The organism is Streptomyces sp. CB09001 (assembly GCF_003369795.1).
Classification (GTDB): Bacteria; Actinomycetota; Actinomycetes; order Streptomycetales; family Streptomycetaceae; genus Streptomyces.
This window is the reverse complement of record NZ_CP026730.1, coordinates 2,371,276-2,394,076: the sequence shown is the minus strand read 5'-3', so window position 1 is coordinate 2,394,076 and position 22,801 is coordinate 2,371,276. Positions and strand designations below refer to the sequence as shown.

Genomic DNA, 22,801 nt, shown 5'->3' with positions numbered 1-22,801 from the left:
TCCGGTCACTTCTCCAGGTTGTTGTCGATGGTCTTCACAGCGTTGTCCCACGCGTCCTTGGCCGACTTGCCCTGGGTGACGAGGATGACGCCGTTGTCGGTCAGACCCTGCTGGACGATCTGGTCCTTCGGGCCGATCACCTGGGTCGGGATCTGCTCCGCGGCCTTGGCGAACAGCTCGCCGATCGGCGCGTCACCGGTCATGTCGTTCTTGCCGCCGGTCACCTGGGGGAGCTTGTACGCGGCGGGCGCGCTCGGGAAGCTGCCCATCTTCGAGAAGAGCTTCGCCTGCTGCTCGGGCGCGGTCAGCCAGGTGACCAGCTTCTGCGCCTCCTTCACGTGCTTGCCGCTCTTGGGCACGCCCAGGAAGGTGCCGCCCCAGTTGCCGGCCTTCGGGGCCTGGGCGACGTCCCACTTGCCGGCGGAGTCCGGCTGGGACTTGGCCTTGATGGTGCCGAGCATCCACGGCGGGCAGGCGACGGTGGCGAACAGACTGTTGGAGATGGTCTGGTCCCAGGCCGGCTGGAACTGGGTCTGCGACTGGACCAGCCCCTTCTCGGCCGCCTCGGCGGTCAGGTCGAAGGCGTCCTTGACGGCCGGGTTGGTCTTGTAGATGACCTCGCCGGCGGCGTTGTAGAACTTCTCGTCCTCACTGCTGAGGATGGCGTTGATCAGACCGCCGGGAGAGTCCATGAAGTAGGTGTCCTTGCCGGCACCGTCCTTGTACTTCTCGCCGGTCTCGATGAACTTGTTCCAGTCACCGGCCCACAGCTTGGAGACCTCGTCGCGGTCGGTCGGCAGGCCGGCCTTCTTGAACAGGTCCGTGCGGTAGCAGATGGCCATCGGGCCGATGTCGGTGCCGAGGCCGATCGTGGCGCCGTCCTTGGTGGTGGCCTGCTGCCACTTCCAGTCGAGCCAGTTGGTCTTCTGGACGCCCGCGGCCTTGGACATGTCCTCGAACTTGTCCGCCTGGGTGGCGACGACCTCGGCGATGTTGCCGACCTCGATCGCCTGCACGTCCTGGAGGCCGCTGTTGGTGGTGAGGTGGTTCACCAGGGCGGGGTAGTAGTTCTCGTTCCGCTCGGTGACGTTCTCCTCGATGTTGATGTCCGGGTTGAGCTTCTCGTACTCGTCGTAGAGACCGGCTTCCTTGAAGCCCATCGTCCCGAACAGACCGAGGGTGATCGTGGTCTTGCCGCTGCTGTCGCCGGACGACGAGCTGTCCTCGTCGTTCCCGTCGTCGGCACAGCCGGCCAGCAGCCCGGCGCCCAGCGACGCGATGGCCGCCATGACCACCACCCTGCGGGCCGATCCTCTGCGTGCTGCTCGCATGTGCGTCCTCCTGTTGCCCTGACGTGCCGACCCCCCGGCCAACTACATGGTTGGACCCGCTGCTTCATGTGTTTCGTTCGTCGCTGCGGCTCGGGCTGGGAACGTGCGGGATGTGTATGTGCCAGGTAGTGTGGGAGCGCTCCCACAAGTGATGTGTTGAAGAGTCGTCGGTCCGGGCGGGGGTGTCAAGGGAACGGACGCGACGAATTGCGTTCAGTTATCGGCCTGTTAACTGGACGTTGCGAACGGCACGGAGACACCCCCGTACGGCGGGTGAGGGGCCGGAGTCGGTCATTACACCCGACCGGCCTGTTAAATTCCAGGCCAGCCGCAGAGTGCGGGGGTGACGACGGGAGGCGGAGCCGATGGCAAGCCACGGAGTGCGTGGTCGGAGCGGTGGCCGGCCCACCCTCGAAGAAGTGGCGGCCCGCGCGGGCGTCGGCCGCGGCACGGTCTCCCGGGTGATCAACGGCTCGCCGCGGGTCAGCGACGCGACCCGGGCGGCCGTCGAGGCGGCGGTCGCGGAACTCGGCTACGTCCCGAACACGGCGGCCCGCGCGCTGGCGGCCAACCGCACGGACGCGATCGCCCTGGTGGTGCCGGAGCCGGAGACCCGGTTCTTCGCGGAGCCGTACTTCTCGGACATGCTGAAGGGCGTCGGCTCCGAGCTGTCCGACACCGAGATGCAACTGCTGCTGATATTCGCGGGCAGCGACCGGGAGCGCGAGCGGCTCGCCCAGTACCTGGCGGCGCACCGGGTGGACGGCGTCCTGCTGGTCTCGGTGCACGCCGACGACCCGCTGCCCGACCTGCTGACCCAGCTGGAGATCCCCGCGGTGATCAGCGGCCCCCGCTCGGCCGCGGAGCCGCTGGCGTCGGTGGACTCGGACAACTACGGCGGCGCCCGCTCGGCCGTCGAGCACCTGCTGTCCCGGGGGCGCGGCCGCGTCGCCCACATCACCGGTCACCTCGCCGTCTACGGCGCCCAGCGACGCGTCGACGGCTACCGCGACGCCCTGCGCGACGCGGGCCACGAGGTGGACGAGGGGATGATCGAGCCGGGCGACTTCACCGAGGAGGGCGGGCGCCGCGCGATGACGGAGCTGCTGCGCCGCCACCCCGACGTGGACGCGGTCTTCGCCGCCTCGGACGTCACCGCGGCGGGCGCCGGCCAGGTCCTGCGCGAGGCGGGCCGGCGCATCCCGGACGACGTCGCACTGGTCGGCTACGACGACTCGGCCATCGCCCGCCACATGGAGCCGCCGCTCACCAGCGTGCGCCAGCCCATCGAGGAGATGGGGCGCGCGATGATAGACCTGCTGCTGACCGAGATCGCCGACCGCCGCCCGGCCGCCTCACGGGGCCTGGAACGGCACCAGGTGGTGCTGGCGACGGAGCTGGTGGAGCGCAGGTCGTCCTGAGACGGACCGTACGCGGGGCCGCGCACCGGAGGGCGCGGCCCCGGCGGTGTCCTCGGCGCGGCGTGTGCCCCAACGCAATCAGCCGGTGACTCTCTCGCGAGAGTCACCGGCTGATTGCTCAGGGTGAGTGACGGGACTTGAACCCGCGGCATCCTGGACCACAACCAGGTGCTCTACCAGCTGAGCTACACCCACCAAGGCCGGTGCTCGAATCCCGCTTGGCGGGTTTCCCGACCGGCTGAGAAAAAGTGTACAGGGTCCGAAGGGGTGCTCGCGCCCGGCTTTCCGGACGCCGCCGTCCGCGGGCCGGCCGCCCTATCCGGCGGCTACCACATGCTTCGCGGCGATCGCCTTGGCCGTGTCGGAGTCGGGGCCGGGCTGCGGGACGAAGACCGCCTCCCGGTAGTAGCGCAGCTCGGCGATGGACTCGCGGATGTCGGCGAGCGCGCGGTGGTTGCCGTTCTTCTCGGGGCTGTTGAAGTACGCCCGCGGGTACCAGCGGCGGGCCAGCTCCTTGACCGAGGAGACATCGACGATCCGGTAGTGGAGGTAGCCCTCCAGCGTCGCCATGTCCCGCAGCAGGAAGCCGCGGTCGGTGCCGACGGAGTTGCCGCACAGGGGGGCCTTGCCCGGCTCCTTCACGTGCTCCCGTACGTAGGCCAGGACCTGGGCCTCGGCGTCCGCCAGGGTCGTGCCGCCGTCCAGCTCCGCGAGCAGTCCCGACGCGGTGTGCATCTCGCGCACCACCTCCGGCATGGTCTCCAGGGCCCGGTCCGGCGGACGGATGACGATGTCGACGCCTTCGCCGAGGATGTTCAGCTCGGAGTCGGTGACGAGGGCGGCAACCTCGATGAGCGCGTCGTCGGACAGCGAGAGGCCGGTCATCTCGCAGTCGATCCACACCATGCGATCGTTCATGCGGGCCACTGTACGGTGGGCGCCTGTTCATCGGGGCCCCGGCGTCGGTGCGGGCCTCGCTGGGGGCTGCCGCCCCCTGGCCCCCGCTTCGGCCCTGAACGGGCCTCGTCCTCAAACGCCGGACGGGCTGAGTGCGCCCGTCCGGCGTTCAAGGAGACTGACTCTCACCTCACGGCGCGCTGCGCTGGCCTGGGACTCCGGCCGCGCCCGCCGGCATGGGGGTGGCGGTGCGGCGGGTCTGGAACGGGACCGCGTTCTCCGGGGGGAGGGCAGCCGGTGGGTCGGACGGGGGCAGCGGACGGGAGGCGCCCGCGGCCGCGGTGTCCGGGTCCGGCTGGCGGTCGCCCTGGGGGCGGCGCGCCCGGTAGGCCGCCCGGTAGGCGGCCGGGGACGAGCCCAGCTGGCGGCGGAAGTGGCCGCGCAGGGCCACCGGGGAACGGAAGCCGCAGCGGCCGGCGACCTCGTCCACCGAGTAGTCCGAGGTCTCCAGCAGGCGCTGCGCCTGGAGCACCCGCTGCGTGATCAGCCACTGCAGCGGGGCGCTGCCCGTCAGCGAGCGGAACCGGCGGTCGAAGGTGCGGCGGCTCATGTAGGCGCGCGCGGCCAGCGTCTCCACGTCGAACTGCTCGTGGAGGTGCTCCAGCGCCCAGGCGACGACCTCGGCGAGCGGGTCGGCGCCGATCTCCTCCGGTAAAGACCTGTCGAGGTAGCGCTCCTGGCCGCCGCTGCGGCGCGGGGGGACCACCAGGCGGCGGGCCAGCGCGCCGGCCGCCTCGTTGCCGTGGTCCGTGCGCACGATGTGCAGGCAGAGGTCGATCCCGGCCGCGGTGCCCGCGGAGGTCAGCACGTCGCCGTCGTCCACGAACAGCTCGCGCGGATCGACGTGCACCGACGGATAGCGCTTGGCCAGCGTCGGCGCGTACATCCAGTGCGTGGTGGCGGGGCGGCCGTCCAGCAGGCCCGCCGCGGCGAGGACGAAGGCACCCGTGCACAGTCCGACTATGCGCGCCCCCTCCTCGTGCGCCCGGCGCAGTGCGTCGAGCGCCTCCTCCGGCGGCGGCGAGGTGATCGACCGCCAGGCCGGCACGACGACCGTGCCCGCCCGCGAGATCGCCTCCAGTCCCTGCGGCGCGGTGAGTTCCAGGCCCCCCGTGGTCCGCAGCGGGCCCTCCTCGCCGGCGCACACCAGCAGCCGGTAGCGCGGCACGCCGGCGTCCTGGCGGTCGATCCCGAACACCGACAGCGGTATGGAACTCTCGAAGATGGGGCCGCCGCTGAACAGCAGCACCGCGACGATCTCCTTGCGGCGGCGCCCGGACAGCTTCCGGGCCGCGGCTTCCGGCGCGGCGGCGGAGTCGTGGCTCATACTGCTAAGCCCCCCTCGGTGGTCGCGGCGCCCTTCACCCTTCGGGTCTGTCGCTCCAACACGTTTCCCCTCGGTCCTGCACGAGTCCCCCGCCGTAGACGGTCAAGATCGAATCTACTGTGTCCCGCCGCGCCGAGGTGGCCGGTTCGGCACTTGGGACATTGTCGACATGGCAACTTGGCGTGAAGCAGTCGATCACGAAGCGTTGCACTCCAGGGCGCCCCTGGGAAGTGCGCCTTGTGTCAGTGGCCAATCCCCGTACGGTGCGAGGGGGGCCCGAGACCCTTTCCGTGCAGGTGGAACGGGGGTTTGGGGGTGGTGAGGGGTGTTGATGCGCCACCTGCGGAAGTTGGCTGAAAAGAAGCGGAACTGTGCGCGGAAACCGGTCAGTCGACCGGTGCTTTTTCCCCAGTGTGCCGCCCGCCCCCGCGAGCCCGCCGCCGGGCCGGGACCCGCTCGGAACGCCGCAGCAACAGACGGCAGACGCCGGTGACGGCGGCCAGGCCGAGGGCCGTGCCGGCGGCGCCCGCGAACGAGGCGCCGTACCAGAGGAGCGCCACCGGGACGAGGAAGCAGCTGAACGCCGCCCAGCGGACGAGATCGGTGACGCCGTCCCGGTCGGGTGGGCCGGACGTCGGTTCGGCGGGACGGTGCGGTCCTGACACGGGTGCTCCCTGGGGTGGCGGCATGGAGATCAACGTCCGCGCGGCGCGTCGGTCACGACGGGACACGGCCGGTCACGGACAGTTGAATCCTGTGCAAACCGCCTGTACAGAGCAGCAACCATTGCGTTACGGGCGCCCTCTCGGGCATGCTCCGGTGAATCCCGCGGGGGACCCCCTGCGAGATCTGGGCGAAGGAGGCGTGCCGCCGTACCCTTGGGGGTATGGGGTTGGGAAGACCATTCCCGGACACAGCTCCGCCGCACACTGTTGTCCCCCATAGAGGATAAAAACGCCGAGACAGCCATGGCCGGTCACGAATTCTTCGAACCCGCGGACCGCAAGCGGCCCGTCGCCGAACCTACGGCGGCCGAGCCCCTGGCGGCCGAAGAGCCACGCCAGTCGTGCGACCCAGCCTTCAAGCACGGTGTCGTCGTCGGCTTCGACGGCTCCACGTCCAGCGAGCGCGCGCTCGCCTACGCCATCGGCATGGCCTCCCGGCTGGGCTCCGGCCTGGTCATCGTGCATGTCGCCAACCGGCTGCCCACCACCGTGTGGGCCGGCTGCGAACCTCCGGTCTTCGTCGACGTGCCCGACCACCGCACCGAGGTGCTCGGTCTGGAGCTGGCGTGCGCGGACTACCTCGCCGAGGTGCCCTGGATCCTGGTCGAGCGCGGCGGCGACATCTGCCACGAACTCGAAGAGGTGGGGCGGGAGTACGAGGCGGACGCCATCGTCGTCGGCTCCAGTCACGGACTGGTCGGCCGCCTCTTCGGCTCCGTCGCGGGCCGCCTCGCCAAGCGGGCGAAGCGGCCCGTGGTCGTCATCCCCTGACACCCGGTTGGACGGGACTACTCCACCGTCACCGACTTGGCGAGGTTGCGGGGCTTGTCGATGTCCCGGCCGAGCGCCAGCGCCGTGTGGTAGGCGAGGAGCTGGAGCGGGATGCCCATGAGGATCGGGTCCAGCTCGTCCTCGTTCTTCGGGACGACGATGGTGTGGTCGGCCTTCTCCTGCTCCCGGTGGGCGACGGCGAGGATCTGACCGCTGCGGGCCTTGATCTCCTCCATGGCCGCGCGGTTCTTCTCCAGCAGGTCGTCGTCCGGCACGATCGCGACCGTCGGCAGGGCCGGCTCGATCAGGGCGAGCGGGCCGTGCTTCAGCTCGGAGGCCGGGTAGGCCTCGGCGTGGATGTAGGAGACCTCCTTGAGCTTCAGGGAGGCCTCGCGGGCGACCGGGTAGCCCCGCACGCGGCCGATGAAGAGCATCGAGCGGGCCTCGGCGTACTGCGCGGCCAGCTTCTTGACGTCCTCCTCCTGCTGCAGCATCTCGGAGATCTGCGCGGGCAGCTTGCGCAGGCCCTCGATGATCCGCTTGCCGTCGCGCACCGACAGGTCGCGGGTACGGCCCAGGTGCAGGGCGAGCAGCGCGAAGGCGACGCAGGTGTTGGTGAAGCACTTGGTGGACACGACGCAGACCTCGGGCCCGGCGTGCACGTACATGCCGCCGTCGGCCTCGCGGGCGATCGCCGAACCGACCACGTTGACGATGCCGAGGACGCGGGCGCCCTTGCGCTTCAGCTCCTGCACGGCGGCCAGCACGTCGTAGGTCTCGCCGGACTGGGAGACGGCGATGTACAGGGTGTCGGGGTCGACGACCGCGTTGCGGTAGCGGAACTCGGAGGCCGGCTCGGCGTCCGCGGGGATGCGGGCCAGCTCCTCGATCATCTGGGCGCCGATCTGGCCCGCGTGGTACGAGGTGCCGCAGCCGAGGATCTTCACGCGGCGCACGGCGCGCGCGTCGCGGGCGTCCAGGTTGAGGCCGCCGAGGTGCACGGTGGAGAAGCGGTCGTCGATCCGGCCGCGCAGCACCCGGTCCACGGCCTCGGCCTGCTCGTGGATCTCCTTGTGCATGTAGGTGTCGTGGCCGCCCATGTCGTAGGAGGCGGCCTCCCACTCCACGGTGGTGGGCTCGGACGTGGTGCGGGTGCCCTCGGTGGTGTAGGTGCGGAAGTCGTCGGCCTTGAGGGTGGCCATCTCGCCGTCGTCGAGCGTGACTATCTGCCGGGTGTGGGTGACCAGCGCGGCGATGTCCGAGGCGACGAACATCTCCTTCTCGCCGATGCCGAGGACGACCGGCGAGCCGTTGCGGGCGACGACGATGCGTTCGGGGAAGTCGGCGTGCATCACGGCGATGCCGTACGTGCCCTCGATCACCCGCAGGGTCTCGCGGACCTTGTCCTCCAGCTTCTCGGCCTCGGAGCGGGCGATGAGGTGGACGAGGACCTCGGTGTCGGTCTCGGAGAGGAACTCGACGCCGTCCGCCTCCAGTTTGCGGCGCAGGTCGGCGGCGTTGTCGATGATGCCGTTGTGGACGACGGCGACCTTGTTGTCGGCCGACATGTGCGGGTGGGCGTTCACGTCGGAGGGGGCGCCATGGGTGGCCCAGCGGGTGTGGGCGATGCCGGTGGTGCCCTTGAAACGCGCCGGGACCTTGGCCTCCAGGTCGCGCACCCGGCCCTTGGCCTTGACCATCCTGAGGCCGGTTGCCTTCGGGGAGGTGATGACCACGCCCGCCGAGTCGTACCCGCGGTACTCCAGGCGCTGAAGGCCTTCGAGGAGCAGGGGCGCGACGTCACGCTTGCCGATGTATCCGACGATTCCGCACATGTATACGTAAACCTCTTGTCTCTCTTCGGCCTCTCGGCCGCAGTCGGCCTTCGGCCGGGGCGGCCTCAGCCGTAGACGATGCGGCGCAGCTGACGGAGCGACAGCTCCGGCGGCGCGACCGCCCGGTATTTCAGTTCCGCCTCGATCCGCTCGAAGATCGTCGCGTTCACCAGGCCCTGGGCCTGCAGCTCGCGGTGGCGGCGACGGACGTATTCCTCGGTCGTCTCGTCGAAGTAGGCGAGCACGTCCTGGACCACGCGCAGCGCCTCGCCCCGGCTCAGCGGGGTGGACCGCGTCAGATGATCAACGAGTTCGTCGTGCACCCGGTAGATCCTGGGGTACGGGAGACGCTTGCGCAAGAATCCTGCCCGATATCGGGCAGGTGTCGGGGTAGCTGAGTGCCGTTGTGACTACATCCGCTTCAGTACCGCCTGCTTCGCCAGGGTGAACTCCTCGTCCGTCAGCACCCCGGAGCGGTGCAGCTCGCCCAGCTCCCGCAGCCGGCGCAGCAGCGCGTCGTGGTCGTCCTCGGCGGCCGGTGCGGGTACGGGGGCCGGGAGTGCCTGCTCGGCCGGGTGGTCCTCCTCCAGGGCCGCGCGCGCCGTGCGGGCGGCCGGGTGCGGCAGACGGGCCTGCACGGCCGCCGCCACCAGGGCCATCAGCGGGTCCTTCTTGAAGCCCCACAGCTCCACCGCGTTGGGGTCGTACTTCGGCGGCACCTTGCTCGGCGCCGCCCGCACGGTGAAGCGGAGGTGGCCGTTCTCCAGGCCCACCGTCGGCTGCCACTCCACGGCGACGATGTCGGCGAGGGGGAGGGTGCGCGGCCCGGCGGCCGACTTGGAGTCCTCCGCCTGCCACTTCCACTCCAGCCGCACCCGCTCCCCGTCGAAGCTCGCGACGCCGTCCCCGGCCGACACCGACAGCGGCACCGACGGCCCCGCCAGCAGGTAGGCGTCCACCGGGCCGGACGGAACCTGGTCGAGGAGCAGCGCGTTGCGCACCTCGTCCACGAAGTACTCGGCCACGCCGTACCGGTCGGACTCGACCAGGAGCTGGTACGGGTCGTGCGGCTCGGTCAGCCGGCCGCCCGTCGCGTGCAGCAGCGGGTCGGCGCCGTCGCGCAGCCGCAGCCTGAGCCGTCCCGACTTCTTGCCCTGTTCGAACGATATGCCCGCCAACGCCGCGAGCGGCACGAGCAGTTCACCCAGCTCCCTGCGGAGCAGACTGACGTTCTTGTCCCGCCCGGGTGTCAGCCTGAGGGCGTCGCCGTCGAAGACCCACGTTCCGTCCTTCTGGATGATTTCCGCCATGCGGGGATTGTTTCATCGCCGCCGCGGGCGGTCATGGTGCGGGAGAGTGGTCCAACTCATCGCGAAGGGAGCGCACGTGAGACCTCATCGACGGCACCACAGAACGACTCCCCGCATCCCCCGGCTGCTGGGAGCGCTGCTGCTGGTGGCGGCGGTCGGCGCCATGACCACCGGCGCCGCCCCGAACCTGAAGACCGCCGACCGGCCGACCCCCCTGGACCAGGTGATCCCCGCCCCCGCCTCGGTGGAACCCGGCGGGGCGCCGTACCGCATCACCAGCGGCACCCACATCCGCGTCGACGACTCGCGCGAGGCCCGCCGGGTCGGCGACTACCTGGCCGGCCTCCTGCGACCCGCCACCGGATACCGACTCCCCGTCACCTCCCACGGCCACGGCGGCATACGGCTGCGCCTGGCGGGCGGCCCGTACGGCGACGAGGGCTACCGCCTCGACAGCGGCCCCTCCGGCATCACCATCACCGCGCGCAAGGCCGCCGGGCTCTTCCACGGCGTCCAGACCCTCCGTCAGCTGCTGCCCGCCGCCGTGGAGAAGGACACCGTGCAGAGCGGCCCCTGGCCGGTCGCGGGCGGCACCATCGAGGACACCCCGCGCTACGCCTGGCGCGGCGCCATGCTCGACGTCTCCCGGCACTTCTTCGCCGTCGACGAGGTCAAGCGCTACATCGACCGCGTCGCCCTCTACAAGTACAACAAGCTCCACCTGCACCTCAGCGACGACCAGGGCTGGCGCCTCGCCGTCGACTCCTGGCCGCGCCTGGCGACCTACGGCGGCTCCACCGAGGTCGGCGGCGGCCCCGGCGGGTACTACACCAAGGCGGACTACCGGGAGATCGTCCGCTACGCGGCCTCCCGGCACCTGGAGGTCGTGCCCGAGATCGACATGCCGGGCCACACCAACGCCGCCCTCGCCTCCTACGCCGAGCTGAACTGCGACGGCGTGGCGCCCCCGCTGTACACCGGCACCAAGGTCGGCTTCAGCTCGCTGTGCGTGGGCAAGGACGTCACCTACGACTTCGTCGACGACGTCCTCGGCGAACTCGCCGCGCTCACGCCGGGCCGCTACCTCCACATCGGCGGCGACGAGGCACACTCCACCCCGCACGCCGACTTCGTCACGTTCATGAAGCGCGTCCAGCCGGTCGTCGCCAAGTACGGCAAGACGGTCGTCGGCTGGCACCAACTGGCCGGCGCCGAACCGGTCGAGGGCGCGCTCGTCCAGTACTGGGGCCTGGACCGCACCGGCGACGCGGAGAAGGCCGAGGTCGCCGAGGCGGCGAGGAACGGCACCGGGCTGATCCTCTCCCCGGCCGACCGGACGTACCTGGACATGAAGTACACCGAGGACACGCCGTTGGGCCTGTCCTGGGCCGGCTACGTCGAGGTGCAGCGGTCCTACGACTGGGACCCGGCCACCTACCTGCCGGGCGCCCCGGCCGACGCGGTCCGCGGCGTCGAGGCCCCGCTGTGGACGGAGACCCTCTCCGATCCGGACCAGCTGGACTTCATGGCCTTCCCGAGGCTGCCGGGCGTCGCCGAACTGGGCTGGTCCCCGGCCGAGACACACGACTGGGACACCTACAAGGTGCGGCTCGCCGCGCAGGCAGCGCGCTGGGAGGCGATGGGGATCGACTACTACCGCTCACCGCAGGTGCCCTGGACCTGACCCGGACGGTACGACGGGCACCCCGGAGGACCGTCTCCGGGGTGCCCGCCCGTCCGTGAGGGGCGCGGACCGCCTACCGGCCCGCTATCGGATTCCTCAGGGTCCCGATCAGCTGGAGCGCGCCGGACGGGTCGGACAGGTCCACCATCTGCCGGTTGTCGCGCAGCTGGAGCCGGTTGAGGCAGGACAGCGCGAAGTCGGGTGCGAACATGTCGTACCGCTCGAACTTGTCGGCCAGCTCCGGCACCGAGTCCTGGTACTCCCGGGTGACCTCGGCGACGGTGCGCCAGAAGGCGTCCTCCTCCATGATCCCCTCGTCCGCCAGGTTCGCGGCGAGGAAGCGGAAGAAGCAGTCGAAGACGTCCGTGAAGATCGACAGGAGCTTCTTGTCGTCCGGCACGTCGACCGCGATGCGGGAGACCTCCGGCGGCAGCACCGCGTCCGGGTCCAGCACCGCGATCTCCTCGGCGATGTCCTTGTAGATCGCCCGCCGCACCACCCCGTCCGCCAGCACGAGGATCACGTTCTCGCCGTGCGGCATGTACACCAGGTCGTAGGCGTAGAAGCTGTGCAGCAGCGGGACGTAGTAGGCCCGCAGGTAGTGCCGCAGCCACTCGGTGGGCGTGAGCCCGGACCGCTCGATCAGCGCGCCCGCGAAGGAGGCGCCCGCGTGGTCCACGTGGACCAGGGAGGCCATGGTCGCGAGGGACTCGCCGTCCCCGAGGGTCGGCACGGGGCTCTCCCGCCACAGCGCCGCCAGCATCTTGCGGTACGGCGAGTAGCGGTCGGTGGCCCGCTCGTACTCCAGGTGCCGGTAGCCGACGGCCGCCCGCTCCCGGATGATACTCAGCCCCGTCGCCTGCAGCACCGGGTCGCCCTCGATCAGCCGGGCGAGCCAGTCGTTGATGGCCGGGGTGGCCTCCATGTACGCCGCCGACAGACCGCGCATGAAGCCCATGTTGAGGACGGACAGGGCCGTCTTCACGTAGTGCTTCTCGGGGTGCGAGGCGTTGAAGAAGGTGCGGATGGACTGCTGGGCCAGGTACTCGTCGTCGCCCTCGCCGAGGCAGACCAGGTGTCCGCGGGCCACCTCGGCGGCGAAGGTGACGGTGAGCTTGTTCCACCACTGCCAGGGGTGGACCGGGATGAGGAGGTGGTCGGCCGGGTCCAGGCCGCGCTTGCGCAGCACGCCGTGGAAGCGGTCGACGGTGGCCGCGCCCAGTTCGTCCCGGACGAAGGACTCGTACTCGATGCCCACGCCCGCCGTGAACGCCGCCCGCGAGCGGTGCGCCGCCAGCCACACCAGGCGCACCGGGCTCGCGGTCTCGGGGGCGTACGACAGGTACTCGTGGACGCCGAAGCCCAGCCGGCCGTTGTTCGCGACGAAGCAGGGGTGGCCCTCGGTCATGCCGGTCTCGACGGCCTGGAAGTCTGCGCTCCGGGCCAGCTCGGCGGAGGTGACCTGCGGCTTGGCCAGCTTGTAGCAGGTGCCGGAGAGGGTGGAGGAGATCTCCTCCAGGTAGACGGGCAGGATCTCGTCGCTCAGGCCCAGGGTCTGCTTCAGCTCGATGAAGAAGTCCAGGGCCGCGAGCGGGAGTTCGGCGCCGTCGCGGTGGCGGGTGATCGAGGCGGCGTCCACCTGCCAGTGGTCCAGGGCGCGGACGGTGGCGGTGAAGCGGTAGACGGTCAGGCCGTCGTCGCTGCGGACCGTGTACGCCGCCCCGTCCGGGTCCCGCTCGGGGGTCAGCAGCCGCTCGTGCGAGAACTCGGCCAGTGCCTTGCGCAGCAGGAGGCGGTTGGCCCGCTCCCAGCGGTCGGGGGACAGGTGGGCGACGGCGTCGGCGAGGGTCATGCGGACACCGCCTTCTCGAACTGCTCGCGGGTGCAGAAGCTCAGCAAGGCCTTCTTCTCCGGCTTCTGGATCTCGCTCTCGGGCACGAATCCGACGGCTGCGTTCAGGGCGTGGACGGCGGTGTTGGTGACGTCCGGTTCGACGACCACCCGCCGGGTCGCCGGGTCGGCGAACAGCTCGGCCATGACGGTGGTGATCACGGCCCGGGTGAAGCCGTGCACGGGCCGGTCGGTCGGCGCGACCAGGAAGTGCATGCCGACGTCGCCCGGCTCGGGCTCGTACAGCCCGACCAGTTCGCGGCGGGCGGGGTCGTAGCGTTCCATCAGGAAGGCCGGGACGCCGTCGTACAGGCCGAGGTGGGCCTGCTGGTGCTCGTCGGCGGCCAGCTCCATGTAGGCCCGCTCGACGTCCACCAGCCGGGCGTCCTGCATCATCCAGAACGCGGACTTGGGGTGGGTGAGCCAGCCGTGCAGCAGTACGGCGTCGGTCAGCGGGTCGACGGGGCGCAGGGTCAGTGCCCCGACGGCGGTGGCGGTGCTCGTACGGCTCATACGGCGAACTCCTGGAACGCGATGGTCTTCTCGACCGGGTAGTACTCGCGGCCGAGCAGCGCCCGGACGATGCAGCTGTTGCGGTAGGCGCCCATGCCCAGGTCGGGGCTGGTGACGCTGTGCGCGTGGACCCCCGCGTTCTGCAGGAACACGCCGTCTCCCGTGACGTCGACGGCGTAGTTGCGGCCGATGTCGAAGTTGCCGCGGGAGTCGTAACGCAGCCGGTCCCGGACGGGCTTGAGGAACTCCGGCTCGGCGTACCGGTACCCGGTGGCCAGCACCAGGCCCTCGGTCTCGATCTCGAAGTCCGTGCCCTGCTCCTCCTGGCGGAAGCCGAGCGTGTACGTGCCGTCCGTGTACCGGGCGCTGGTCAGCGCCGAGTTGGTGAGCAGGCGGGTGGGGACCGGACCGCCGAGCCGTTTCTGGTAGAGCAGGTCGAAGATCTCGTTGATGAGGTCGCCGTCGATGCCCTTGAAGAGGCCCTTCTGCTCGGCCGTGAGGCGATAGCGGGTGTCCTCGGGCAGCGCGTGGTAGTAGTCCACGTACTCCGGGGAGGTCATCTCCAGGGTGAGCTTGGTGTATTCGAGGGGGAAGAAGCGCGGGGAGCGGGTCACCCAGTTCAGCCGGTAGCCGTGGACGTCGATCTCGCCCAGCAGGTCCTGGTAGATCTCGGCGGCGGACTGGCCGCTGCCGACCAGCGTGATCGACTTCTTCTTCACCAGCTCGGCCCGCTGCTGGACGTAGCGGGAGTTGTGCAGGAAGTCCCCGGCCAGGCCCCGGCAGGCGTCCGGGATGTGCGGCGGGGTGCCGGTGCCGAGGACGAGGCGGCGGGCGCGGTAGGTGTCGCCGCAGGTGGTGGCGACGGCGTACAGCTCCTCGCGCTCGTCGTACGTCACCTCGGTGACCGTGGTGGAGAAGCGGACGCTGCTCAGCTTGTGCGCGGCCCAGCGGCAGTAGTCGTCGTACTCGACGCGCAGCGGGTAGAAGTTCTCCCGGATGTAGAAGGAGTAGAGCCGGCCCTGCTCCTTCAGGTAGTTGAGGAAGGAGTACGGGGAGGTCGGGTCGGCGAGGGTGACCAGGTCCGACAGGAACGGGGTCTGGAGGTGGGCGCCGTCCAGGAACATGCCGGCGTGCCACTCGAAGTCCGGCTTGGACTCCAGGAAGACGCCGTTCAGCTCGGCGACGGGCTCGGTGAGGCAGGCGAGGCCGAGGTTGAAGGGGCCGAGGCCGATGCCCACGAAGTCGTACGGGGCGCTGGCTTCAGGAAGCGCGGTCAAGGGAGTCTCCCAGGTACTGCTCGGCGTGGCCGGCGATCAGGTCCAGGACGGCGGCGATGTCGGCCGCGGTCGTCTCGGGGTTGAGCAGGGTGAACTTCAGGTAGTGGCGCCCGGCCACCTTGGTGCCCGCGACCACGGCGTCGCCGGACGCGAACAGGGCCTTGCGGGCGTAGAGGTTGGCGCGGTCGATCTCGGCGGGGTCGGTGACGGCCGCCGGGACGCAGCGGAAGACCAGGGTGGAGAGGCTGGGCTCGACGACCACGTCGAAGCGGGGGTCGGCGGCGAGCAGTTTCCAGCCCTCCACCGCCAGGTCGCACACCTCGTCGAAGAGCTGCCCGATGCCGTCGGCGCCCATCACGCGCAGCGTCGTCCACAGCTTGAGCGCGTCGAAGCGGCGGGTTGTCTGGAGCGACTTGTCCACCTGGTTGGGGATACGTTCCTGCACCATGCGGCGCGGGTTGAGGTACTCCGCGTGGTAGGTGGCGTGGCGCAGCGTGGCCGCGTCCCGGACCAGCACGGCCGACGAACTCACCGGCTGGAAGAAGGACTTGTGGTAGTCCACGGTGACCGAGTCGGCCCGCTCGATGCCGGTGATGCGGTCCCGGTGCTTCAGGGAGGCGAGCAGTCCGCAGCCGTAGGCCGCGTCGACGTGCATCCACACGGCGTGCTGCTCGCACAGCCCGGCTATCCCGGGCAGCGGGTCGATGGAGCCGAAGTCGGTGGTTCCGGCGGTGGCGACGACGGCCATGGGGACCAGGCCGCTCTCCTTGCAGCGCTCCAGCTCGCGGGCGAGGGCGACGGTCTGCATCCGCTTGTCGCGGTCGACCGGGATCGACACGACGGCGTCGGGGCCGAGGCCGAGCAGCTTCGCGGACTTCCTCACGCTGAAGTGGCTGACCTCGGAGGCGAAGATCCGCAGGTCGGCGAAGGTCTCGGCCTTCGCCTCCTCGCGGGCAAGCAGCAGTGCCTGGAGGTTGGACTGGGTGCCGCCGGAGGTGAACACGCCGTCGGCCGCCGGGCCGAGGCCGATCCGGGCGCAGGTCCAGTCGATCAGTTTCCGCTCGATGAGGGTGCCGCCGGCCGACTGGTCCCAGGTGTCCAGGGAGGAGTTGACGGCGGACAGGACCGCCTCGCCGAGCAGCGCCGGTATGACGACCGGGCAGTTGAGGTGGGCGAGGTAGCGGGGGTGGTGGAAGTAGACGGCGTCGCGGAGGTAGACGTCCTCCAGCTCGTCGAGGACCGCGGCCGTGTCGTGCAGGGGCCGGTCGAGGTCGATCTCGTCGATGCGGGGGGAGAGGGCGTCGGCCGTGACACCGGTGAACGGTCGGTCGGTGGTGGCGATTCTGGCGGCCACCCGCTCGACTCCTTCGGTCACGGAGCGGCGGTACTGCTCCGCGGTGGTGTCGTTGAGCAGGTGCGAACGCATGCGGGGGTCCTCCGGTTGGGGACGGGCCGAGAGAGGCGGGCTGAGGCGGGCCGGAGCTCGCGATCAACTTAGGTGAGCCTAACCTAAGTCGCTCCACTCGCGCGCATGCCTGTGCGTGACTGCCGTCACTGAGGCCCCATGCGTGCGGTCGTCAGCCCTGCTCGCGGAGTTGTTCCTCCGTCAGGCCCCGGCGCCAGTAGCCGACGAAGGTGACGCGCCGGCGGTCGACGCCGCGCTCGCCCACGAAGTGCCGCCGCAGCTGCTTGACGCAGCCGGACTCGCCCGCGATCCAGACGTAGGGGCTTTCGGCGGGCGGAAGTTGAGCTTCCCGGAGGGTGGCGAGGGTCGTCTCCGGGCCGCCGTCGGCGTCCCCGGCCAGCCAGGTGATCTCGGCGTCCGCGGCCGTCCGGAGGTCCTGCACGTCCTCGGTGTGCGGCACCTGGAGCCACACCCGGGCACGGGTGCCGGCCGGCAGCGACTCCACGATGGCGCAGGCGGCCGGCACGGCGGTCTCGTCGCCCCAGATCACCACCAGGTCGGTGTCCTCGGGCGGCCGGAAGCGGATCGCCCGGTTGTCGGCGACCGCCGGACCGAGCAGCAGTACGCGGTCGCCGGGGGCGGCGTCCGCGGCCCAGCGGGCGGCCGGACCTGCCTCCGGCGCCGCGCGGTCCCGGCCGGACCCCGCAGGTTCGACGCCGTGCAGGACGAAGTCGACGTCGATCTCGACGGTGTGCCCGTCGGCGTCCCGGCGCAGCGACCGCAGCGTGTACGAGCGCATCACCGCCCGTACGTCCTCCGGCAGTTCCCGCCAGCCCTGCCACCAGCCCTCGCCCAGCTCGACGGGGACCGGGGGCTCCGCCTGCCCCGGGTGCGGCAGGAACAGCGACAGGGACTGGTCGAGGCCGTCGGAGCGGAAGTCGCGCAGGTCTGGCCCCGCGAAGGAGACCCGGGCCAGGGACGGTCCGAGCCGCCGCGTCCCTACGACCCGGAGGGAGAAGAAACGGAACGGGGCGGCCACGGCCGTCGTCATGGAGGGCTCCGGGGGAGAAAGGGGGCGGGTCAGCCGACCTTCTTGGCGTTCTCGATCGCCTCGGCCAGGTTGTCGAGGAGCGGCGTGCACTTGTCGTAGGACAGGATCGGCTCGGGGGAGCGGGCGATGACCTGGCCGGCCTTGACCGCGGGGAGCTTCTTCCAGGTGCCCTCGGTGATGTCCGCGGGCTGGATGGTCGAGGCCCGGTCGTCCATGATGATCACGTCGGCCGGGTACTTGTCGACGTTCTCCCAGCTCAGGGACTCGAACCAGCCGCCGGTCGCCTTCTTGGCCGCCTCGGAGGGCTCGACGAAGTTCACGCCGAGGGCCTTGAAGTACTCCAGGTCCACCGAGAGGTTGGTGCCGGAGACGTAGAACAGGTCGGGGCTCGCGGAACCGGCCAGCACCCGGATCTCGGGCCTGGCCCTGGCGGCGGCGCGCAGCCGGGCGGCGGCCTTGTCGAAGGCGGCCTTGGCGTCGGTGGCCTTCTTGGCCTTCATGTCCGCGCCGAGCGACTCGGCCAGCTCCCACATGCGCTGGAGCGGCTGGGTGAGCTGGCGGTCGAAGACCGAGATCGCGACGCTCGGGGCGAGCTTGGCGATCTTGTCCTTCGACTCCTCCGGGACGGACCAGAGGGTGCCCGCGGTGTCGAAGGTCGTGGTGATGAGCACCTGGGGGGCGAGGGAGGCGTACTTCTCGACGTTGAGCTTGCCCCACTCGTTGCCGAGGACGGTGACCTTGTCGACGTCGAGGTCGCCGGCCTGCACGTCGGGCTTGCCGTCCTTGGTGGTGGTCGGGCCGAAGACGCCCTTGACCTCGACGCCGTAGTCGAAGAGGGCGGCGGCGACGCCGGTGAAGGCCACGATGTTCGTCGGCACCGCGTCCAGCTTCACGGTCGTGCCGCGGTCGTCCTTGAAGGACCAGGGGCCGGACTTGGCGGCGCCGCCCGACCCGTCGCCCGCCCCACCGCTCTTGCCGTCGTCGTCGCCGCAGGCCGCGAGCACGGCGCCGAGGCCGAGGGCGCCGCCGGCGGCGAGGATTCCGCGGCGGGTCGGGTGGGTGGCGCTGGCGTTGGACATGGTGGTGGCTGCCTTCGAACGGTGCGGAGCGTCGCGCTCCGCGGGACAATTCGAAGGTAGGTTAGCCTAACCTCAGATCTTGTCCAGGGGTGGGGCCGGGCGGCACCCGCCCCCACCGCGCCGGGGGCTCAGCCCACCAGCCCCAACTCCCGTGCGATCAGCATCCGCTGGACCTCGCTGGTGCCCTCGCCGATCTCCAGGATCTTCGCGTCCCGCCACATGCGGGCCACCGGGTACTCGTTCATGAAACCGTAGCCGCCGTGGACCTGGGTGGCGTCCCGGGCGTTGTCCACCGCGACCGTCGACGAGTACAGCTTCGCCAGCGCCGCCTCCTTCTTGAACGGCTCGCCCGCCACCAGCCGCGAGGCCGCGTCCCGCCAGGCGAGACGGGCCGTGTGGGCCTTCATCTCCATGTCGGCGATCTTGAACTGGATGGCCTGGTTGGCGCCGATGGGCCGGCCGAAGGCGTGACGTTCCTTCGCGTAGGCGACCGACTCGTCCACACAGCCCTGCGCGAGCCCCGTGCCCAGCGCGGCGATGGCGACCCGGCCCTCGTCCAGGATGCGCAGGAACTGCGCGTAGCCGCGCCCCAGCTCGCCCAGCAGGTTCGCCGCCGGGACCCGGACGTCGGCGAAGGACAGCTCACGGGTGTCCGAGGCGTTCCAGCCGACCTTCGAGTACGGGGCGGCCACCGTGAAGCCCGGGGTGCCCGACGGGACGATGATCGACGAGATCAGCGGGCGGCCGTCCGGCTTGCGGCCGGTCACCGCCGTGACCGTCACCAGGCCCGTGATGTCCGTGCCGGAGTTGGTGATGAAGCACTTGGTGCCGTTGATCACCCACTCGTTCGTGGCCTCGTCCAGGCGGGCCGTGGTCCGGGTCGCGCCCGCGTCGCTGCCGCCGTCCGGCTCGGTGAGACCGAAGGCGCCCAGGATCTCGCCCGAGCAGAGCCGGGGCAGCCACTCGCGCTTCTGCTCCTCGGTGCCGAACAGGTGCAGCGGCATCGCGCCCAGCGAGACCCCCGCCTCCAGCGTGATCGCCACCGACGAGTCGACCCGGGCCAGCTCCTCCAGGGCCACGCCGAGGGCGAAGTAGTCACCGCCCATGCCGCCGTACTCCTCCGGGAACGGCAGCCCGAACAGGCCCATGCGGCCCATCTCGCGGACGATCTCGTACGGGAACTCGTGCCGCTCGTAGAAGTCGCCGATCTTCGGCGCCACCACGTCGTGCGCGAACTGTTCGACCGTACGGCGCAGTTCTTCCAGTTCGGGGGAGAGCTTGTGGTCCATGGTGTTCACGACTCCTGGTGGGAGAGGGCTCGAACGGTGCGGGACGGGCTCGGCCGGCCCAGGTGTGCTGCCATCCAGACGCTTGTGGCGACCAGACGGCCGAGGTCGACCCCGGTGTCGATGCCGAGGCCCCGCAGCATCCACACGAGGTCTTCGGTGGCGAGGTTGCCGGTGGCGGACTTCGCGAAGGGGCAGCCGCCGAGCCCGCCGGCGGAGGAGTCGACCGTGGTGACGCCCCGCTGGAGCGCGGCCAGCGTGTTGGCCAGGGCCTGGCCGTAGGTGTCGTGGAAGTGCACGCCCAGGGCGGACACCGGCACGCCCGCCCCGGTCAGCGCGGTGAGGAGGGCCGTCACATGGCCCGGGGTCGCCACCCCGATGGTGTCGCCGAGGCTCAGCTCGTCGCAGCCCATGTCCAGCAGCGCCCGGCAGACCCGCACCACCTGGGGCACGGGGACCGGGCCCTCCCACGGGTCGCCGAAGCACATCGAGAGGTAGCCCCGTACGCGGACGTCGTCGCCCTGCGCCTTCGCCCGGGACACCACCGGCTCGAACATGGCCAGCGCCTCGTCCACGGTGCGGTTGAGGTTGGCCCTGGCGAAGGACTCCGTGGCGCTGGCGAACACCGCGACCCGGCGCGCGCCGAGCGCCAGGGCCCGGTCCAGGCCGCGTTCGTTCGGCACCAGCACCGGCAGCGACACCGGGAGGTCGGAGACCTGCGGGTACAGGTCCTCGGCGTCCGCCAGCTGGGGCACCCACTTGGGGTGGACGAAGCTCGTCGCCTCGATCGTGGTCAGGCCCGTGCCGGCCAGCCGGCGGATGAACTCCGCCTTGACGGCCGTCGGCACGGTCGCCTTCTCGTTCTGCAGCCCGTCGCGCGCGCCGACCTCGTGGATGCGGACGCGGGCGGGCAGGCCCTCGGCCGGTACGGCCATCGGGAGGCCCGGTTCCGGGGCGTTCATGCCGTCTCCTTCTCCTCCGCCGACTCCTCGGCGGGCGTGATGACCGCGAGCACCTGGTCCATGGCGACGGTCGTGCCCGGCGCCACGTCCAGCTCGGCGACGGTGCCGGCGTGCGGGGCGGAGATGACGTGCTCCATCTTCATCGCCTCCACCACCAGCAGGCTCTGCCCGGCACTCACCTCGTCGCCGACGGCGACCTTCACCACCGTCACCGTGCCCGGCATCGGCGCGGTCAGCGAGTCGGCGCCCGCGTGGGCGGCCCGGTCGAGGGAGGCGGCGACCGGGTCGTGGTCGCGCACCTGCCAGGCGTCGCCGTCGCGGCCCAGCCAGTCGGCGGCGCGGTGGAAGGTGTGCCGGACGCCGTCCAGAGTGACGGCGACCTCGTCGTCGGTGACGGCGTGGGAGCCGCGCGGGGTGTGCGTGACGGGTTCGAGTCCCGGCGCACGCAGCGGGAAGGAGACCGGCTTGGGCTCGCCGCCGGTGCGCCAGCCGTTCGGCACCGAGAACGGGTCCGTCCAGCCCGCACCGCGCGGGCGGAGCGCCTCCAGCCGTACGGCCGCCGCCGCCTCGTAGACCGCCTCCGGCACGCCGGTGGCGACCAGGCCGTCGACCTCGCGCTCCACCAGCCCCGTGTCCAGCTCGCCCGCCACCACCGCCGGGTGCGCCAGCAGCCGCCGCAGGAACCCGGCGTTGGTCTGCACGCCCAGCGTGACCGTCCCGGCCAGCGCCGCCCGGAGCCTGCGCAGCGCGGTCTCCCGGTCGGGGCCGTACGCGATCACCTTGGACAGCATCGGGTCGTACAGGCTGCCGACCTCGGTGCCCTCGCTGAGCCCCGAGTCGGTGCGCACGCCGTCGCCCTCGGGCTCGCGCAGCCGCAGCACCGTGCCGCCGGAGGGCAGGAAGCCGCGCGCGGGGTCTTCCGCGCACAGCCGGGCCTCGATCGCGTGCCCGGTCAGCCGAACGTCCTCCTGCCCGAACCCGAGCCGCTCACCGGCCGCCACCCGCAGCTGCCCCTCCACCAGGTCCAGGCCGGTCACCAGCTCGGTCACCGGGTGCTCGACCTGGAGACGGGTGTTCATCTCCATGAAGTAGTACTGGGAGGGGTCGCTCCCGGGCACGATGAACTCCACGGTGCCCGCGCCCCGGTAGCCGCAGGAGCGGGCCGCCTGCACGGCCGCCTCGCCCATCGCGGCCCGGGTGGCCTCGTCCAGCAGGACGCTGGGCGCCTCCTCGATCACCTTCTGGTGGCGGCGCTGGAGCGAGCACTCCCGCTCGCCCAGGTGCACCACGTTCCCGTGGCCGTCGGCCAGGACCTGGATCTCGATGTGCCGGGGCCGGTCGATCCACCGCTCCACCAGCAGCGTGTCGTCGCCGAAGGAGGCACGGGCCTCGCGACGCGCGGCGGCGATCTCGTCGGCCAGCACCGCCTCGTCCCGCACCAGCCGCATGCCCTTGCCGCCCCCGCCGGCCGACGGCTTGAGCAGCACCGGGGTGCCGATCTCCCGGGCGGCGTCGGCGAGCTGCTCGTCCGTGAGCCCGCTGCCACTGGAGCCGGGGACGACCGGTACCCCGGCCGCCCGCACCGTCTCCTTGGCGCGGATCTTGTCGCCCATCAGGGCGATCGCGTCGGCCGACGGCCCGACGAAGACCAGCCCCGCCTCCTCGCAGGCCCGCGCGAAACCCGCGTTCTCGGCGAGGAAGCCGTACCCCGGGTGGACGGCCTGCGCGCCCGTCCGCGCCGCCGCCTCCAGCAGCCGCTCGACGGACAGATAGCTCTCCGTCGCCGGTGCCGGGCCGATCCGTACCGCCTCGTCGGCCTCCCGCACGTGCCGCGCGTCCGCGTCGGCGTCGGAGAAGACCGCCACCGAGCGCACGCCCATCGAGCGCAGCGTCCGGATGACGCGGACGGCGATCTCGCCCCGGTTGGCGACGAGCACGGTGTCGAACATGCGCGGCGTCTCGTCGTGCGGCGTGTCG

The 22,801-nt window shown here is 71.2% G+C and carries 19 protein-coding genes and 1 tRNA gene; 3 read left to right on the top strand and 17 right to left on the bottom strand.

Annotation, left to right across the window (positions count from 1 at the left end):
• Positions 1 to 5: 5 nt before the first annotated feature.
• Positions 6 to 1,331, bottom strand: a complete 1,326-nt coding sequence (locus C4J65_RS11030; protein ID WP_115742259.1) for an extracellular solute-binding protein — start codon at positions 1,329 to 1,331, stop codon at positions 6 to 8.
• 365 nt (positions 1,332 to 1,696) lie between these two features.
• Here C4J65_RS11030 and C4J65_RS11025 point away from each other — a divergent pair, with 365 nt between their 5' ends.
• On the top strand, positions 1,697 to 2,752 hold the full coding sequence (locus tag C4J65_RS11025; RefSeq protein WP_115742258.1) for a LacI family DNA-binding transcriptional regulator: 1,056 nt from the start codon (positions 1,697 to 1,699) through the stop codon (positions 2,750 to 2,752).
• Positions 2,753 to 2,874: 122 nt separating this feature from the next.
• Here C4J65_RS11025 and C4J65_RS11020 read toward each other — a convergent pair.
• The 4 genes from C4J65_RS11020 to C4J65_RS36020 all read right to left on the bottom strand — a co-directional run bounded on the left by C4J65_RS11020 (position 2,875) and on the right by C4J65_RS36020 (position 5,701).
• Positions 2,875 to 2,947: transfer RNA gene (locus tag C4J65_RS11020), tRNA-His, on the bottom strand.
• Between the two features lie 120 nt (positions 2,948 to 3,067).
• Positions 3,068 to 3,670, bottom strand: coding sequence for an oligoribonuclease (gene orn / locus C4J65_RS11015; protein WP_115742257.1), 603 nt, complete (start codon positions 3,668 to 3,670; stop codon positions 3,068 to 3,070).
• A 169-nt stretch (positions 3,671 to 3,839) separates the two neighbouring features.
• Positions 3,840 to 5,036, bottom strand: coding sequence for a helix-turn-helix domain-containing protein (locus C4J65_RS11010; protein ID WP_115742256.1), 1,197 nt, complete (start codon positions 5,034 to 5,036; stop codon positions 3,840 to 3,842).
• 386 nt (positions 5,037 to 5,422) lie between these two features.
• On the bottom strand, positions 5,423 to 5,701 hold the full coding sequence (locus C4J65_RS36020) for a hypothetical protein (RefSeq protein ID WP_162832941.1): 279 nt from the start codon (positions 5,699 to 5,701) through the stop codon (positions 5,423 to 5,425).
• Between the two features lie 303 nt (positions 5,702 to 6,004).
• On the opposite strand from C4J65_RS36020, the gene C4J65_RS11000 reads away from it, so the two are divergent.
• Positions 6,005 to 6,532: a universal stress protein gene (locus C4J65_RS11000; protein ID WP_007449983.1), complete on the top strand. Its 528-nt coding sequence runs from the start codon at positions 6,005 to 6,007 to the stop codon at positions 6,530 to 6,532.
• Between the two features lie 17 nt (positions 6,533 to 6,549).
• Here the strand turns inward: C4J65_RS11000 and glmS are convergent, their stop codons facing one another.
• The 3 genes from glmS to C4J65_RS10985 all read right to left on the bottom strand — a co-directional run bounded on the left by glmS (position 6,550) and on the right by C4J65_RS10985 (position 9,677).
• Entirely contained in the window at positions 6,550 to 8,367 is a 1,818-nt protein-coding gene (gene glmS / locus C4J65_RS10995) for a glutamine--fructose-6-phosphate transaminase (isomerizing) (RefSeq protein ID WP_115742254.1), read from the bottom strand.
• Positions 8,368 to 8,432: 65 nt separating this feature from the next.
• Entirely contained in the window at positions 8,433 to 8,690 is a 258-nt protein-coding gene (locus C4J65_RS10990; RefSeq protein WP_003976012.1) for a hypothetical protein, read from the bottom strand.
• A gap of 87 nt (positions 8,691 to 8,777) precedes the next feature.
• On the bottom strand, positions 8,778 to 9,677 hold the full coding sequence (locus tag C4J65_RS10985) for a DUF4429 domain-containing protein (protein ID WP_115742253.1): 900 nt from the start codon (positions 9,675 to 9,677) through the stop codon (positions 8,778 to 8,780).
• 76 nt (positions 9,678 to 9,753) lie between these two features.
• Between C4J65_RS10985 and C4J65_RS10980 the strand changes: the two genes are divergently transcribed.
• Positions 9,754 to 11,361: a beta-N-acetylhexosaminidase gene (locus C4J65_RS10980; RefSeq protein WP_115746390.1), complete on the top strand. Its 1,608-nt coding sequence runs from the start codon at positions 9,754 to 9,756 to the stop codon at positions 11,359 to 11,361.
• Between the two features lie 73 nt (positions 11,362 to 11,434).
• Here C4J65_RS10980 and C4J65_RS10975 read toward each other — a convergent pair whose 3' ends face one another.
• From C4J65_RS10975 to C4J65_RS10935, 9 genes are all read right to left on the bottom strand, one after another.
• On the bottom strand, positions 11,435 to 13,213 hold the full coding sequence (locus C4J65_RS10975) for an IucA/IucC family siderophore biosynthesis protein (protein WP_115742252.1): 1,779 nt from the start codon (positions 13,211 to 13,213) through the stop codon (positions 11,435 to 11,437).
• The gene (locus tag C4J65_RS10970; RefSeq protein ID WP_115742251.1) at positions 13,210 to 13,764 is read right to left on the bottom strand and encodes a GNAT family N-acetyltransferase; all 555 of its coding nucleotides are present in this window, start codon (positions 13,762 to 13,764) and stop codon (positions 13,210 to 13,212) included. The genes C4J65_RS10975 and C4J65_RS10970 overlap by 4 nt, the downstream gene beginning before the upstream one ends.
• The gene (locus C4J65_RS10965) at positions 13,761 to 15,041 is read right to left on the bottom strand and encodes a lysine N(6)-hydroxylase/L-ornithine N(5)-oxygenase family protein (protein WP_162833129.1); all 1,281 of its coding nucleotides are present in this window, start codon (positions 15,039 to 15,041) and stop codon (positions 13,761 to 13,763) included. The genes C4J65_RS10970 and C4J65_RS10965 overlap by 4 nt, the downstream gene beginning before the upstream one ends.
• Entirely contained in the window at positions 15,025 to 16,467 is a 1,443-nt protein-coding gene (gene desA, locus C4J65_RS10960; protein ID WP_115742250.1) for a lysine decarboxylase DesA, read from the bottom strand. The genes C4J65_RS10965 and desA overlap by 17 nt, the downstream gene beginning before the upstream one ends.
• 151 nt (positions 16,468 to 16,618) lie before the next feature.
• The gene (locus C4J65_RS10955) at positions 16,619 to 17,497 is read right to left on the bottom strand and encodes a siderophore-interacting protein (RefSeq protein ID WP_115742249.1); all 879 of its coding nucleotides are present in this window, start codon (positions 17,495 to 17,497) and stop codon (positions 16,619 to 16,621) included.
• Positions 17,498 to 17,526: 29 nt separating this feature from the next.
• A complete protein-coding gene (gene desE, locus C4J65_RS10950; protein WP_115742248.1) occupies positions 17,527 to 18,576 on the bottom strand; it encodes a siderophore-binding protein DesE in 1,050 nt (349 codons plus the stop codon).
• 128 nt (positions 18,577 to 18,704) lie between these two features.
• A complete protein-coding gene (locus C4J65_RS10945; protein WP_003976021.1) occupies positions 18,705 to 19,865 on the bottom strand; it encodes an acyl-CoA dehydrogenase family protein in 1,161 nt (386 codons plus the stop codon).
• Positions 19,866 to 19,870: 5 nt separating this feature from the next.
• The gene (locus C4J65_RS10940) at positions 19,871 to 20,824 is read right to left on the bottom strand and encodes a hydroxymethylglutaryl-CoA lyase (RefSeq protein ID WP_115742247.1); all 954 of its coding nucleotides are present in this window, start codon (positions 20,822 to 20,824) and stop codon (positions 19,871 to 19,873) included.
• A complete protein-coding gene (locus C4J65_RS10935; RefSeq protein ID WP_115746388.1) occupies positions 20,821 to 22,773 on the bottom strand; it encodes an acetyl-CoA carboxylase biotin carboxylase subunit in 1,953 nt (650 codons plus the stop codon). Before C4J65_RS10935 ends, C4J65_RS10940 begins: the two co-directional genes overlap by 4 nt.
• Between the last annotated feature and the right edge of the window lie 28 nt (positions 22,774 to 22,801).

Bases quoted from the DNA above. Each gene is read 5' to 3' on its own strand.
- C4J65_RS11030 (WP_115742259.1), bottom strand. From the start codon at position 1,331: ATGCGAGCAGCACGCAGAGGATCGGCCCGCAGGGTGGTGGTCATGGCG.
- C4J65_RS11025 (WP_115742258.1), top strand. From the start codon at position 1,697: ATGGCAAGCCACGGAGTGCGTGGTCGGAGCGGTGGCCGGCCCACCCTC.
- orn (WP_115742257.1), bottom strand. From the start codon at position 3,670: ATGAACGATCGCATGGTGTGGATCGACTGCGAGATGACCGGCCTCTCG.
- C4J65_RS11010 (WP_115742256.1), bottom strand. From the start codon at position 5,036: ATGAGCCACGACTCCGCCGCCGCGCCGGAAGCCGCGGCCCGGAAGCTG.
- C4J65_RS11000 (WP_007449983.1), top strand. From the start codon at position 6,005: ATGGCCGGTCACGAATTCTTCGAACCCGCGGACCGCAAGCGGCCCGTC.
- glmS (WP_115742254.1), bottom strand. From the start codon at position 8,367: ATGTGCGGAATCGTCGGATACATCGGCAAGCGTGACGTCGCGCCCCTG.
- C4J65_RS10985 (WP_115742253.1), bottom strand. From the start codon at position 9,677: ATGGCGGAAATCATCCAGAAGGACGGAACGTGGGTCTTCGACGGCGAC.
- C4J65_RS10975 (WP_115742252.1), bottom strand. From the start codon at position 13,213: ATGACCCTCGCCGACGCCGTCGCCCACCTGTCCCCCGACCGCTGGGAG.
- C4J65_RS10970 (WP_115742251.1), bottom strand. From the start codon at position 13,764: ATGAGCCGTACGAGCACCGCCACCGCCGTCGGGGCACTGACCCTGCGC.
- desA (WP_115742250.1), bottom strand. From the start codon at position 16,467: ATGCGTTCGCACCTGCTCAACGACACCACCGCGGAGCAGTACCGCCGC.
- C4J65_RS10955 (WP_115742249.1), bottom strand. From the start codon at position 17,497: ATGACGACGGCCGTGGCCGCCCCGTTCCGTTTCTTCTCCCTCCGGGTC.
- desE (WP_115742248.1), bottom strand. From the start codon at position 18,576: ATGTCCAACGCCAGCGCCACCCACCCGACCCGCCGCGGAATCCTCGCC.
- C4J65_RS10945 (WP_003976021.1), bottom strand. From the start codon at position 19,865: ATGGACCACAAGCTCTCCCCCGAACTGGAAGAACTGCGCCGTACGGTC.
- C4J65_RS10940 (WP_115742247.1), bottom strand. From the start codon at position 20,824: ATGAACGCCCCGGAACCGGGCCTCCCGATGGCCGTACCGGCCGAGGGC.
- C4J65_RS10935 (WP_115746388.1), bottom strand. From the start codon at position 22,773: ATGTTCGACACCGTGCTCGTCGCCAACCGGGGCGAGATCGCCGTCCGC.